The 12,974-nt window shown below is 36.4% G+C and carries 12 protein-coding genes; 9 read left to right on the top strand and 3 right to left on the bottom strand.

Going from position 1 to position 12,974, the window contains the following annotated elements; genetic code table 11:
* Positions 1 to 80 precede the first annotated feature (80 nt).
* From glmS to ytxJ, 3 genes are all read left to right on the top strand, one after another.
* A complete protein-coding gene (gene glmS / locus AADJ06_RS13955) occupies positions 81 to 1,919 on the top strand; it encodes a glutamine--fructose-6-phosphate transaminase (isomerizing) (protein ID WP_341227086.1) in 1,839 nt (612 codons plus the stop codon).
* A 7-nt stretch (positions 1,920 to 1,926) separates the two neighbouring features.
* Entirely contained in the window at positions 1,927 to 2,769 is an 843-nt protein-coding gene (gene panC / locus AADJ06_RS13950) for a pantoate--beta-alanine ligase (RefSeq protein WP_341227085.1), read from the top strand.
* A 70-nt stretch (positions 2,770 to 2,839) separates the two neighbouring features.
* Positions 2,840 to 3,175: a bacillithiol system redox-active protein YtxJ gene (gene ytxJ / locus AADJ06_RS13945; protein ID WP_341227084.1), complete on the top strand. Its 336-nt coding sequence runs from the start codon at positions 2,840 to 2,842 to the stop codon at positions 3,173 to 3,175.
* Here ytxJ and AADJ06_RS13940 read toward each other — a convergent pair.
* Positions 3,172 to 3,795, bottom strand: a complete 624-nt coding sequence (locus tag AADJ06_RS13940) for a 4'-phosphopantetheinyl transferase superfamily protein (protein ID WP_341227083.1) — start codon at positions 3,793 to 3,795, stop codon at positions 3,172 to 3,174. The genes ytxJ and AADJ06_RS13940 overlap by 4 nt on opposite strands.
* Before the next feature lie 43 nt (positions 3,796 to 3,838).
* On the opposite strand from AADJ06_RS13940, the gene AADJ06_RS13935 reads away from it, so the two are divergent.
* The 3 genes from AADJ06_RS13935 (at position 3,839) to folB (ending at position 6,502) form a co-directional block, all read left to right on the top strand.
* Positions 3,839 to 4,753 carry a WD40 repeat domain-containing protein gene (locus AADJ06_RS13935; RefSeq protein WP_341227082.1) on the top strand — a complete coding sequence of 305 codons (915 nt, stop codon included), beginning with the start codon at positions 3,839 to 3,841 and terminating at the stop codon, positions 4,751 to 4,753.
* 93 nt (positions 4,754 to 4,846) lie between these two features.
* Positions 4,847 to 6,136 carry a DivIVA domain-containing protein gene (locus AADJ06_RS13930; protein ID WP_341227081.1) on the top strand — a complete coding sequence of 430 codons (1,290 nt, stop codon included), beginning with the start codon at positions 4,847 to 4,849 and terminating at the stop codon, positions 6,134 to 6,136.
* A gap of 15 nt (positions 6,137 to 6,151) precedes the next feature.
* Positions 6,152 to 6,502 (top strand): dihydroneopterin aldolase, encoded by a 351-nt coding sequence (folB, locus tag AADJ06_RS13925; RefSeq protein ID WP_341227080.1) that lies wholly within the window; start codon positions 6,152 to 6,154, stop codon positions 6,500 to 6,502.
* Between the two features lie 6 nt (positions 6,503 to 6,508).
* Here the strand turns inward: folB and AADJ06_RS13920 are convergent, their stop codons facing one another.
* Both AADJ06_RS13920 and AADJ06_RS13915 read right to left on the bottom strand, forming a co-directional pair.
* Positions 6,509 to 8,365, bottom strand: coding sequence for a M1 family metallopeptidase (locus tag AADJ06_RS13920; protein ID WP_341227079.1), 1,857 nt, complete (start codon positions 8,363 to 8,365; stop codon positions 6,509 to 6,511).
* A gap of 5 nt (positions 8,366 to 8,370) precedes the next feature.
* The gene (locus tag AADJ06_RS13915; RefSeq protein WP_341227078.1) at positions 8,371 to 9,150 is read right to left on the bottom strand and encodes a TatD family hydrolase; all 780 of its coding nucleotides are present in this window, start codon (positions 9,148 to 9,150) and stop codon (positions 8,371 to 8,373) included.
* 141 nt (positions 9,151 to 9,291) lie between these two features.
* Here AADJ06_RS13915 and AADJ06_RS13910 point away from each other — a divergent pair, with 141 nt between their 5' ends.
* From AADJ06_RS13910 to AADJ06_RS13900, 3 genes are all read left to right on the top strand, one after another.
* Positions 9,292 to 11,739: a bifunctional UDP-N-acetylmuramoyl-tripeptide:D-alanyl-D-alanine ligase/alanine racemase gene (locus AADJ06_RS13910; protein WP_341227077.1), complete on the top strand. Its 2,448-nt coding sequence runs from the start codon at positions 9,292 to 9,294 to the stop codon at positions 11,737 to 11,739.
* Positions 11,740 to 11,765: 26 nt separating this feature from the next.
* Complete coding sequence (locus tag AADJ06_RS13905) at positions 11,766 to 11,972, top strand: hypothetical protein (RefSeq protein WP_341227076.1); 207 nt, start codon at positions 11,766 to 11,768, stop codon at positions 11,970 to 11,972.
* A gap of 66 nt (positions 11,973 to 12,038) precedes the next feature.
* The gene (locus AADJ06_RS13900; RefSeq protein WP_341227075.1) at positions 12,039 to 12,974 is read left to right on the top strand and encodes a helix-hairpin-helix domain-containing protein; all 936 of its coding nucleotides are present in this window, start codon (positions 12,039 to 12,041) and stop codon (positions 12,972 to 12,974) included.

The raw sequence follows: 12,974 nt of genomic DNA, 5'->3' as shown, positions 1-12,974 counted from the left end.
ATGATATTCTTAAGAATCCTTATCAGTAAAACGTTAAGGATTCTTTATTTTTGACACAAAAATAAAATTCATAAAAACTTATGTGCGGTATTGTAGCTTATGTAGGGCATAGAGAAGCAGCCCCTCTAATTATCAAAGGACTAAAAAGACTAGAATATAGAGGTTATGACAGCTCTGGAATTTCTCTTCTTAATGGAAACGGTCTTAAAGTTTATAAGAAAAAAGGGAAAGTAGCTGACTTAGAAGCCGAACTTAAAGACAAGCCACTTCATGCAACAATCGGTATTGGACATACAAGGTGGGCCACACATGGCGAGCCAAATGACATAAATGCTCACCCTCATTATTCTCAAGGGCAAAACTTAGCTATCATTCATAACGGTATTATTGAGAATTATGCCTCTATAAAACAGTCACTTATCAATAAAGGCTACACCTTTGAAAGTGAGACAGATACCGAAGTATTGATAAACTTCATTGAGGATATTAAAAAACATAAAGGCTGTACCACAGAAGAGGCTGTCAGATTAGCCCTTCTAAAGGTTGAAGGTGCTTATGCCATTGTAATAATTGACAAAGACCATCCTAATCAACTGATTGCCGCCAGGAAAGGTAGCCCTTTAGTCATAGGAATAGGAAAAGATGAATTCTTTTTCGCTTCTGATGCTACGCCAATAATCGAATACACAAAAGAGGTGGTTTATTTAGACGACCTCGAAATAGCTGTAGTTTCTAATGGAGAACTCGTTGTCAAAAATCTTGAAAATATAGAAACTGGTGCTTTCATACAAACCGTAGAAATGGAGTTAGAATCCATTGAAAAAGGTGGTTTTGAGCACTTCATGCTGAAAGAAATTTATGAGCAGCCCAAATCAATTGGCGACTGCATGAGAGGACGACTAAATGTAGGTACTTCTCATATACAGCTTGGTGGATTAATAAATCATTTAGAGAAGCTGTCAAAAGCTAAAAGAATTATCTTCATAGCCTGTGGTACTTCATGGCATGCCGGGCTTGTGGGAGAATACCTGTTTGAAGAATTAGCTAGAATAAATGTAGAAGTAGAATATGCCTCTGAATTCAGGTATAGAAACCCAATTATTAAAGAAGGTGATTTTGTCATCGCTATTTCTCAATCTGGAGAAACAGCAGATACCATGGCGGCATTAGAACTAGCGAAACAGCGAGGTGCAACTATCCTAGGTATTTGTAATGTGGTTGGTTCATCAATTTCAAGATTAACCGAAGCTGGTGTTTATACACACGCTGGTCCAGAAATAGGTGTAGCCAGTACTAAAGCGTTCACGGCTCAAGTAACCGTTTTAGCAATGATTGCAATAGCTACTGCCAAACAAAAAGGTACCATTAATGATGATGTTTATAGAAGGTTACTTTCTGAATTAGCCGCAATACCTACCAAAATTGAAGACATCCTTGCCAACATTGATGAGATAAAAGACATTGCGAAGCTCTTTACTTTTGCGTCTAATTTTATTTTCTTAGGTAGAGGAATCAATTTCCCTGTAGCCTTAGAAGGTGCTTTAAAACTTAAAGAAATTTCTTATATCCATGCAGAGGGATACCCAGCTGCAGAAATGAAACATGGCCCCATTGCCCTTATTGATGAAGATATGCCCGTGGTTTTCATAGCAACTAAAGATAGTTCTTATGAAAAAGTTGTTTCTAATATTCAAGAAGTGAAGGCTAGAAAGGGACGTGTAATAGCCGTAATCAACGAAGGTGATGAAACATTAAAAGCAATGGTTGATTTTGCCATTGAAATTCCAGAAAGTCACGAAATGGTTTCTCCATTGCTAACGTCTATTCCATTGCAGCTATTATCCTATTACATCGCTGTGCTAAGAGGAAGAAACGTAGACCAGCCACGAAACTTGGCGAAATCAGTAACGGTAGAGTAAGGATTCAATGCAGGTTTTAAACACTATTTCGGAGACAAAGACATTTCTTAATTCTCAAAGAAAACTTGGTAAGAGTATTGGTTTTGTACCTACCATGGGTGCTTTACATGAAGGTCATATTTCTTTAATCTCAAGAGCTAGAGAAGAAAATGATGTGGTAGTCTGTAGCATTTTTGTCAATCCTACTCAGTTTGGAAACGCTGACGACCTAAAAATGTATCCAAGAACACTAGATGCTGACAGTCGGCTTTTAGAACCCGCTGGCTGTGATGTAGTCTTTGCCCCTAATGCAGATGAATTGTACCCAAGCCTTCCGAATCTTACATTAGATTTTGGCAACTTAGAACATGTCATGGAAGGTAAATTTAGAACAGGCCATTTTAATGGTGTCGGCATTGTTGTTTCTAAGCTTTTCCATATTGTCAATCCTGATAGGGCTTATTTTGGGCTCAAAGATTTACAACAAGTAGCCGTGTTGAATAGAATGGTGAAAGACCTAAGTTTTGATTTAGAACTTATCCCCTGTCCTATTGTCCGCGAAAAAGACGGATTGGCTATGTCTTCCAGAAATAGAAGACTTTCTTCTGATGCAAGAGCCGTAGCACCGGTTATTTCAAAAGCATTAACTAGAGCCAAATCTTTACTATTAAACGGTAAGGACAGTAAAAGTGTCATTATGGAGATTACAAGTCAGTTTAATCAAATGCCCGAATTCAAGTTAGAATATTTTGAAATTTCAGACTTTGAAAACTTAGAACCTATCAAAAAGCGAAACGAAAGCGGAAAAACCGCTATCTGTATTGCTGCCTATTTAGACGATGTGAGGTTAATTGATAATATAGTTTTTTGATATGAGTTTTTTGAAACTTTTGTTCTCCAAATTAACGTTAAACTCAAGTAAAACATTGGTAAAAAATAAGATGAACTGGACTCCATTAAATCAAGAAGAACAACTTCAAACCATAAAAGACGAATCTCAAGAAAGACCTGTTTTAATATTCAAGCATAGCACTACATGCCCTATAAGCGGTACTTCTATGGCTAGATTAGAAAGAAGCTGGAACCAAGATGAAGCCAAAAACATAAAAGCTTACTACTTGGATTTGTTGCAAAACAGAAGTTTATCTGCTGCAGTAGCAGAAACTTTTTCTGTGGAGCATGAATCTCCACAAGTACTATTAATTAAAGATGGTAAAAGTATTTATACCGAATCACACTTTGGAATCTCTTTTTCTGACTTGCTAACTGCGGTTTAAACAGTCCAGACCAATATATAGTCTTCAATTTTTTCTTGAAGAATGTGGTGTCTTTTGTGATAGTTCGGCATAATAATTTCGCCCATAAGACCTTCCGTGCTTTCGTGTAACCTAAGGTTTCTAACAAAATCAACGCCTCGTTTTCCGTAAAGTTTATACAAGGCTTCTTTGGCAGACCAATAAACAGACAGTGTTTCCAAATTATCACCTACGGCTTTAATTTCAGTTTCGGAATATAGCCTTGGTAATATCCGCCACATTTTAGTTTGCGGCTTTTCAATGTCAATACCTACAGGTAAATGTGGATGCATTATTACACCAATAAAATTCTTAGAATGTGTAATTGACATTTCCCATTTAGTATTAACCAAATAGGGTTTACCGTGTTCGTCTTTTTTAACACCGTCAAAAGAAATATTTAAATCATTAGCCAAATGCCGAATAGCAACCCTACTCGTTAGCATTTCCAGCTTTTTCCTTGGTGTAATAATTTTTTCGAGCTCAGCATCAGTCAAAATACTAGAAGGTAAGTCAGCCATCAACTGAATTTCCTCCTCTATTGACTCCCACACTAATATATGAGCCCCACTTGCACATTCCTTTTGAAACCGTACTGGCATAATCTATCTTTGAAAACCAAATATCTCCTTTTTAGTAGTCTATATGAAATATGAAGCCGAGAAATTAGAATCTTACACAGGTCATAGAGACTGTGTTTATAATGTTACGGGTCACTCTGACAAAAATAAATTTATTTCTGCATCTGGTGATGGCCTCCTCGTAGAATGGGATACCAGAAATTCTGATTTGGGTAAGCCACTTGCTCAAATGAAAAACTCTATATATGCCGTGCATTTTGAAAAATCACAAAATAGAGTTTGGGCAGCTCAAAACTTTGAAGGTTTACATCTTATTGACCTTGCCAATAAGAAAGAGATAGCCAATTTGGCCCTAAACAAAGCCGCTGTGTTTGACATAAAAACATACAAAAACTTAGTATTTGTAGCTGGTGGAGATGGCGTCATAACTGTAATTGACAGTGAGCTCATGGCTTTTAAGAGACATATAAAATCGTCTGCTAAAAGTGTTCGCTCCTTATCTATTAACCCCGTAGAAAGGGAATTGGCCGCAGGCTTTTCAGACAATACTATCCGAATCTTTGATTTACAAACACTAGAACTCAAAAAACAAATTAACGCTCACAGGAATTCTGTTTTTGCCGTAAAGTATAGTGCGGATTATCAAAGGCTTTTAAGCGGTTCAAGAGATGCTCATTTAAAAATTTGGAACATAAACGACAACTATAAACTGGAAGAGCAGATGGTAGCCCACATGTTTACCATCAATCATATTGCGGTAAATCCTCCTGGAACGCTGATAGCTACCTGCAGCATGGACAAGTCAATAAAGCTTTGGGATGCTCATACCTATAAACTCTTAAAAGTGATAGACCAAGCCAGACATGCAGGACATGGTACATCTGTAAACAGACTACACTGGTTATCAGATGAAAAATTCGTTTCGGCAAGTGATGACAGAAGCTTATCTTTATGGAAGGTCACTCAATATGAGCCTTAAAAGGTCGTTTTATTTAAAAAAGAGCAATAAATTCCCTTTTTGGCAAAAGTGCTGTAATTTTGCATTTAACGTTTCCTGATTAAAATAAGAAGAATGAAAATAACTGCTTTAGAGATAAAACAACACGAATTTGAAAAATCCTTTAGAGGATATAACATTGAAGAAGTAGATATATTTTTAAATAATTTGGCCTCAGAGTGGGAAAGAACAAGCAATGAATCCAAAATGCTTAGAATGCAGTTGGAAATTGCAGAGAAAGAAGCGGCTAAACTTAGAGAGGTAGAAATGTCTCTTATTAAGACACTCCAAAGTGCCGAAAGTACAAGTAACAAAATTACAGAGCACGCAAAAATAGAAGCAGAAAGAAAACTTGAAGAAGCTCAACTTTCTTCATCAAACATTATTGAAAACGCAAAGAAAGAAGCCGAAATGATTTTGGCTAATGCTAAAAGTGAATCTGAAACTATATTATCCTCTGCCAACAGTCAATCGGAGAGTATTCTTTCAAATGCCAAAACTGCTGTTAGTGAAAGTCAACAGGCTTTAATAAATCAAGAATCTAGTTTAAAAACAGAAATAACAGCTCTAGAATCCTATAAACAAGAAGTTGTAAATCAACTCCAAGCAATTAGCTCGCTTACTTCACAAAAAATTGAAGGGATGGCTTTGGCTCAGCCCGTAGCTTCTCCTAAAATCGAAGCTAAACTTCCTGAAGTAATTGAAGAAAACACTCCTTTAGCGGAAACTCCTCAAGAAACCTCTAAAGAAGAAGAAATTAAAGCTGAGGAGCCAGAAGATATTCAAGGTTTTGCTTCTTCTGCCAATAATCTTGTTTTAGAAAAAAATGAACCTACTACTGAGTCACCAGAATCAAACGAAGACACTACTCAGCTAGAAGATGATTTGACAGTAATTGAAGGTATTGGTCCAAAAATAGCTGAGGTTTTAAACGCCAACGATATTAAATCTTATAGAGATTTGGCTACTAAACCAGCCTACCAAGTAAAAGAAATTTTAGGCTACGCAGGTTCTAACTTTGCCATGCATGACCCATCTACCTGGGCTGAACAAGCTATGCTAGCGGACTCAGGAAAATGGGACCAGTTAGAAGCACTTAAAGAAGAACTAATTGGTGGAAAAAAAGAAGCACCAAAAGCTGTCGAGCCAAAACCAGATTTCGAAGCTACTCCTACGCCAGAACAAGCTACTGAAGAAATGCTCGATAGAGTAAACAAAGTAAAGGCTGCTCTGAAAAAAGCGATGATAGAAAAAGAAGGAACTAGTATTATAGAAACCACTCCTAAGGTAAAGACTATCAATGACATGGCTGCCGATAAGAGTTCTGAAGAAGGTAGTGGTTCATTCTTTGACAGCCTCGGATAAGCAAAAAAACAAATTATGGGTTTAATTTCCTTAGAAGGAATGGAGTTCTTTGCTTATCATGGTTACTATGATGAGGAACAGAAAATTGGCAACAAATATTCGATTGACCTTAGCATAGAAGCTGATTTAAGCAATGCTGCCGAGTCTGACAGGCTAAAAGACACCATTAATTACGAAGAACTTTATCAGCTTGTGCTATCTGTCATGCAAACTAAGCACAGGCTTTTAGAGCACGTAGCCCATGATATTATAGAAAAAATAAAGGTTACCTACGGCTCTGTCAAAAAAGTGACTGTAGGCGTTTCAAAATACAATCCGCCTATTGGAGGAATTTGCGAAAGGGCAAAAGTAATTATCACCAGATAATTACTTTTATCCTATCCAAAATAAGAAGGCGGAAACAAAGTGCTGTAGCCAAAATAAAGCCTTTGTGTTATACTTCGCCAAAAATGTATTTGAGGTCTTTACAGCATATTGATTATTAATCAAATTCAAATCCATTAGGTTTTTCTTTTGCGGGTCAATTTTGACAAACTTCAAAGGTTTAGTATAATCAAATTGCTCGCTATATTTTTCACTATCCCAAACAAAAACTTCCTCACTACCATCTTCAAAGCCCACTAGAACTTCCACCGGAAATTTAAATTTGCCCTTTCTTTTTAGAATGAAATATGACTCATTGTCTTCATTGCTCAATGTATCTACAGAGTAATCACATGAATATGACTTTTCAAAAGCTTGGTTAAAATACCAAGTATAATCTTCCCCCAATACTTCATTTACTTCTATAATAAAGTCGCTTAATTTAGGGTGTTTAAATCGCCACTTTTCATAATAACTTTTCAAAACCAAATCCATTTTCCGACGACCTACCAAACTTTCAAATGTCATTAAAACAGTAGCTGTTTTGGTGTAGGTTAGCTCGCCATAAACACCTTTAGGGTATTTCCATGAAGGTTTATTTATACTTGCCATTTCGGGGTATTCCATGGTCACATAAGAATATCTAGAAGATTCGGCATCGCCTATTTCAAACCCAAATAAGTCAAACTGTGCTCCTGAGCCATAGCTTTCATCCATTATTCTACCCTCCATGTACTGGTTAAAACCTTCATCTAAAAATGACTGTTCAAACTCATTACTCGCTAATATTCCTTGGAAATACTGATGCCCTAGCTCATGAACCGTAACCATTTCCGCCATTTTTAACCACTTCCCCACTCCCCAATAGGAGCCACATGTTATAAATGTAGGATATTCCATACCACCAGAGCCACTACTTTCTAAGGGTGGGTCTACCATGGTTAGTGTGCTATATGGATAAATCCCTAATGTTTTTTCAAAATAAGCCAAGGACTTTTCTGCGGCATCAAAATACCTCTTAGCCTGTCCTGCGTGCTCAGGCTGCATCATGGCTTTCATAGTCACGTGCTTCCACTTTTTTTCAAAAACCTTAAATGCAGGTGAAGCAGTCCAAGCAAAATCATGCACATCATCTGCTTCAAAAACCACAGTTTTTAAACCATTCTTAAGTCGAGTACTTAGCACTTGCGTACCAGTGCCTCCCACTTTTAAAGATTCGGGCAGTGTAATATTTACTTTATATTTACCAAAATCTGCGTAAAACTCAGAATTAGCATGAAACTGATGACAGTTCCAGCCCCATTCGCCCACAGCATTTTGTTCAAAAACACCTATTTTAGGAAACCACTGACCTATTAAGTAATAATCGTTTGCTCCATAACCTGTCCGAGCAAACACTTTGGGTAGTTTTGCTTTAAAACCAATAGTTAAAACAATGGTCTCTCCCGCCTTTAACTCTTCCTTTAGGGGTACAGAAACTACCGTACGGTCATCTTTATTGAAATCATCTGGCTGTATATATTTCATTCCACCAAGCAATTCCTCTCCACGGTCAGATTTAAAATCTGTAATATAGATATTTCCAAAACCCGATTTTCTGAAAGAGTTGTTTCTAAGCCTACCGCCCGACTCCTTCATGAAAGTAGATTTCTTATCTCTGAAAGCATTTAAATAGAGGTGAAATTGAAGCTCCTTTATAGGAACTGGACTTGTATTGGTCCATGTTAAAACTTGCCCACCTATGAGCGTTTTAGTCTTAGTATCTAAATTAACCGTGATGTCATAGTTGGCAATGTCAGGTGCTAAGTTTTGAGCGAAAGCTGACCTCGAAATAAATACTAATAAAACTACCCAAACTTTACCCATATGCCTTAAGATATCAATTTTACAGCGTTTTTACTTGTTCTGCTTATAACTTCTTCCTTTTCTTTTGTCATCAGAAAAGCCACCCTGTCTGCCACTAGATCTATATAACTCACTTCATTTCGCTTTCCTCTATGAGGCACTGGAGCTAAATAGGGAGAATCCGTTTCTAAAACTATGTTTTCTAAAGAAAGGTAAGGCAAAACCTTGTCTAAGCCTCCATTTTTAAAGGTAGCCACACCACCAATACCTAATAAGAATTTAAGACTAATTACTCTTTTGGCTTCTTCTAGGTTTCCAGAGAAACAATGAAATATACCTCTTAAACCTTTCCAGCCAAATTCCTCTATAAGCTCGCAGCACCTGATAATAGCGTTGTGCTCATTTTTCTTCGAGTTTCTAGAATGTATACAAATGGGTATGTTATGTTTTTTTGCCAAAGCTAGTTGAGCTAAAAATGCATCTTCTTGCTCTTTGACAAATGTTAGATCCCAATAAAAATCAAGACCAATCTCACCAATCATTTTGAAGCTTCTTTTCTCTAACCAAGATCTCACTAAATTAAGCTCTTCCTGATAGTCGGCTTTTACATAACAAGGGTGCAAACCCATCATAGGCTTACAGAAGTCAGGGTTTTCCTCTTCTAAGGTAAGCATCCCTTCTATAGTTTCACTATTGCAGTTTGGCATCCAAATTTCTTTAACACCTACTGTGCTTGCTCTTGCCAGCATGGCATCTATGTCTTCCTTAAATTGCTCATCATAAATATGAGCATGCGTCTCTATCATTCTTCTTCACTTATTTGATTGCAAGTTACCAAATACCCTAGGTTTTAAACAGTCGTTTAATAGAGAAATTATGAATTTGAATACCTCTCTTTCGTATGATTAAATGTAACTTTGCATTTTACATCACAATAAATTTTAGCAGTGCTTAAGCCTAAAAATAAAATACTTCTTACCGACAGCAGATTCTTATCTCAACCTTCAGAAACCCTTTTTATAGCTATCAAGGGGGATAGACACGACGGACATTTATTTATAGAACAACTTATCAAAGAAGGTGTTGAAGAGTTTGTAGTACAAAAAGAATGGCTTTTAAAGCATAAAGAATTTGAAAACCAAGCCACCTTCTGGCCTGTAAAGAACACCATTCAAGCCTTACAATCTTTAGTAAAGAAGCATCGTGAATCTTTTGATTTACCAGTGGTAGGTATTACCGGAAGTAATGGAAAAACCATAGTAAAAGAATGGCTTTCGGTGATTCTACAGGGAAGTTTCTCTTTAGTAAAGAGCCCTAGGAGCTATAATTCTCAAATTGGCGTTCCACTTTCAGCTTGGCAAATAAATGAAAATCATAATTTAGGAATTTTTGAAGCAGGCATTTCGCAACCAGCTGAGATGCAAAAATTGCAAGACATTTTACAGCCAGACTATGGAATCTTCACCAATATTGGCTCAGCCCATAATGAAGGCTTTAGAAGTAAAAAACAGAAGATAACGGAAAAGCTTAGGCTTTTCAGGCATAGTAAAGTGTTGGTTTACTGCCAAGATTATGTAGAGCTTCACGAAGAAATAAGAATTTTCCTATCTGCCGTAAATCCTAAAATAGAACTGATAGCTTGGTCTAAAAACCAGAAAGGAACTACACAGATAGAAATAATAAAAAAGAAAGATTTTAGCCTATTATCCATCTACTGGAACGGAGGAGACTATGCTCTTAGAGTACCTTTTATAGATGATGCCTCTATAGAAAACGTAATTCACTGCTTTTTCACAGCCTTTACACTTTTAAAAGAAACTCATTCTGACAAAGAATGCCTTTCAATCATTCAGGCTGGTATTGACGGTTTAAAACCCGTGGCAATGCGATTAGAACTTAAAGAAGGCATTAGAAATTGTTATTTGATTGATGACAGTTATAATAATGATTTTGGCGGCTTAGCTATGGCCCTAAACTTCATGAACCAACATCACATAAACAGACAGAAAACTGTCATACTAAGTGATGTGCTTCAATCTGGCTTAAACGAGCGGGCTTTATATCAGCAAATAAATGATTTGCTTCTTGGTGCTGGTGTTGAAAAAGTAATAGGGATTGGCCCAGACATCTCAAAAAATGCCGCTTTTATCCGAAACATTGATTGTTACCTGTCGGCCAATGAGTTTTTAGAAAAGCATCCTCTAAAATCATTTGAAAACGAATTGATTCTTATCAAAGGAGCTCGAAGTTTCTCTTTTGAAAAAATAGTCAAAAAATTGGTCAGCAAGGCTCATGGAACTGTTTTTGAAATAAACCTAGACGCTATTACTCATAACTTAAATTATTATAAGAGTAAGGTTAAACCTGAAACCAAAATAATGGCGATGGTAAAAGCATCGGCATATGGAAGTGGCAGTACCGAAATAGCTAGTTTATTACAGTATCATCGGGTTGACTATTTGGCGGTAGCCTATACAGATGAGGCGGTAGAACTACGTCAAAATGGTATAGAATCACCAATTCTTATATTAAATACCCAGCCAGAAAGTTTTGCAAAAGTTTTAGAATACAACCTAGAACCAGAGCTTTATAGCCTTAAAAATGTAAGAGAATTTTCTGCATTTATAGATGCTGCCCACGTAAGTGAAGCCAAGATTAAAGTCCATTTAAAACTTGACACTGGGATGAACAGACTTGGCTTCAAATCAGATGACATTAAAGGTTTAATAAAGTTATTGGAAGCAAACAGTAAGTTAGAAGTGGCGTCAATATTTAGTCACTTAGCAGGAGCTGATAATAAAGCTCACGACTCCTTTTCAAAAGAGCAAATAAACACATTTAAAGAACTTTCTGATATAATCATTCAAAAATTAGGCTACCAGCCACTCCGCCACATTCTTAATTCTGCAGGTATCATTAGATATCCTAATGCAGCTTTTGATATGGTTAGGTTAGGAATTGGCCTTTACGGAATTGAAGCTAACCATCAGTCACAAGAAGACCTACACACCGTAGGGACTTTAAAAACTACTATCTCTCAAATAAAAACTGTTAAAAAGGGAGAAACTATTGGTTACGGTAGAGTAGGGATAGCCAAGTCTGACATTAAGGTAGCAACCATAGCCATAGGTTATGCAGATGGTTTTGACAGACATCTTTCTGACGGAAAAGGCAAGGTATGGGTTAATGGTACCTTATGTCCAACTATAGGCAATGTATGCATGGACATGACAATGATAGACATTACAAATGCCATAGCCGCAGAAGACGACACTGTTGAGATTTTCGGTGCAAATCAGCCTATTTTCAGGATAGCGGAAACGCTTCAAACCATACCTTATGAAATACTAACAAAAATAGGACATCGCGTAAAACGGGTATTTTTCAAAGAATGAATTCTCTGATTAAAATATTATCAAAAATGGCACTCTTTTTAGGACTGTCACTTTTTCTCTTTTGGCTAGCATTTAAATCTATGTTTGAGATGGGATACCCACCAGAAAGATGTATCCCTACTACATCTGGAGGAAACATTTGCTTTCAGTTTAGCTCCCTTGTTCTTTTAGGATTTATAGCACTTTCAATCATGGTTTACTTTATGTCCAAACTGGAAAACAGAAAAAGATAAAGCAAGCCTTTAAAAAAGGCCAAATTATTCGTAAATTTCTAACGAGTAACCTACTAACTCATCTACATGACACGAATAATTCAATTCCTCAAAGACTATTTTGAGGTGAATAAACACGAATCGTTACGAATCCTTTGGGGAACCTGTGCCGGAATACTGCTCGTTTCTGGTGTCATTTTCTTCAATCATTATTTTAGCACCAATGAAATTAAAATTTTACTTTCCGAATATAACGATCTAGACAAGCCTTTAAGCGAACTTAAATCAAAAGAGCGAAATAGATTTAAATCACGAATACCAAAGTCTGAAAGCATCAAATACACCATTTTTAACCCAAATACCGCAACCGAAGAAATACTGCTAAAAAATGGAATATCAAAATATGCCGCTAAAAACCTCATAAACTTCAGAAATAAAGGGAAAGTGTATAAGACCAAAGAAGAACTACTCAAAGTATATGGTCTTAGTGAAAATTTATATAAGCGAATAGAACCCTACATAGACTTACCGTCACAAGAAGATGATAGAGATTATAACACTTTTGAAAGAATTTATGAAGACACTACTAGTGTAAAAGTTACATTTAAAGCCCCTAGCATAAATCCATTTGATATAAATTTGGCTTCCATGGAAGATTTAACACAAATCAGAGGGATTGGCGAAGTTTTTGCCAAAAGAATCATTAAATATCGTGAAGGCTTAGGTGGTTTTTATAAATTAGAACAAGTAAAAAACACCTACGGTTTGGCTGATAGTACTTATCAAGAATTAGTCAAATTTGCCTTTCTTAATGAGCCCAATAAAAAAGTAAAAATTAATAAAATTGAAACCAATGACTGGAAAACCTCTCTTTTAAAAAACTATCAGAAAAAAGCAATTATTGCCTACAGAAAGCAACACGGCAATTTCAAAACGATAGAAGACTTAGCACCTATTAGAGTGCTAAATCCCAAATTATTAGAGCAAATTTCACCATACCTCGATTTTAGTATTGAAGAATAA

Origin of the sequence: uncultured Arcticibacterium sp. (assembly GCF_964021845.1) — a bacterium.
Classification (GTDB): Bacteria; Bacteroidota; Bacteroidia; order Cytophagales; family Spirosomataceae; genus Arcticibacterium.
The sequence above is the reverse complement of the archived record's forward strand: the minus strand, read 5'-3'. Positions and strand labels throughout refer to the sequence as shown.

Excerpts from the sequence above, each read along its gene's own strand:
- panC (WP_341227085.1), top strand. The coding sequence starts at position 1,927 with ATGCAGGTTTTAAACACTATTTCGGAGACAAAGACATTTCTTAATTCT.
- AADJ06_RS13905 (WP_341227076.1), top strand. The coding sequence starts at position 11,766 with ATGGCACTCTTTTTAGGACTGTCACTTTTTCTCTTTTGGCTAGCATTT.
- AADJ06_RS13920 (WP_341227079.1), bottom strand. The coding sequence starts at position 8,365 with ATGGGTAAAGTTTGGGTAGTTTTATTAGTATTTATTTCGAGGTCAGCT.
- AADJ06_RS13935 (WP_341227082.1), top strand. The coding sequence starts at position 3,839 with ATGAAATATGAAGCCGAGAAATTAGAATCTTACACAGGTCATAGAGAC.
- AADJ06_RS13940 (WP_341227083.1), bottom strand. The coding sequence starts at position 3,795 with ATGCCAGTACGGTTTCAAAAGGAATGTGCAAGTGGGGCTCATATATTA.
- glmS (WP_341227086.1), top strand. The coding sequence starts at position 81 with ATGTGCGGTATTGTAGCTTATGTAGGGCATAGAGAAGCAGCCCCTCTA.
- AADJ06_RS13915 (WP_341227078.1), bottom strand. The coding sequence starts at position 9,150 with ATGATAGAGACGCATGCTCATATTTATGATGAGCAATTTAAGGAAGAC.
- AADJ06_RS13930 (WP_341227081.1), top strand. The coding sequence starts at position 4,847 with ATGAAAATAACTGCTTTAGAGATAAAACAACACGAATTTGAAAAATCC.
- AADJ06_RS13900 (WP_341227075.1), top strand. The coding sequence starts at position 12,039 with ATGACACGAATAATTCAATTCCTCAAAGACTATTTTGAGGTGAATAAA.
- folB (WP_341227080.1), top strand. The coding sequence starts at position 6,152 with ATGGGTTTAATTTCCTTAGAAGGAATGGAGTTCTTTGCTTATCATGGT.
- ytxJ (WP_341227084.1), top strand. The coding sequence starts at position 2,840 with ATGAACTGGACTCCATTAAATCAAGAAGAACAACTTCAAACCATAAAA.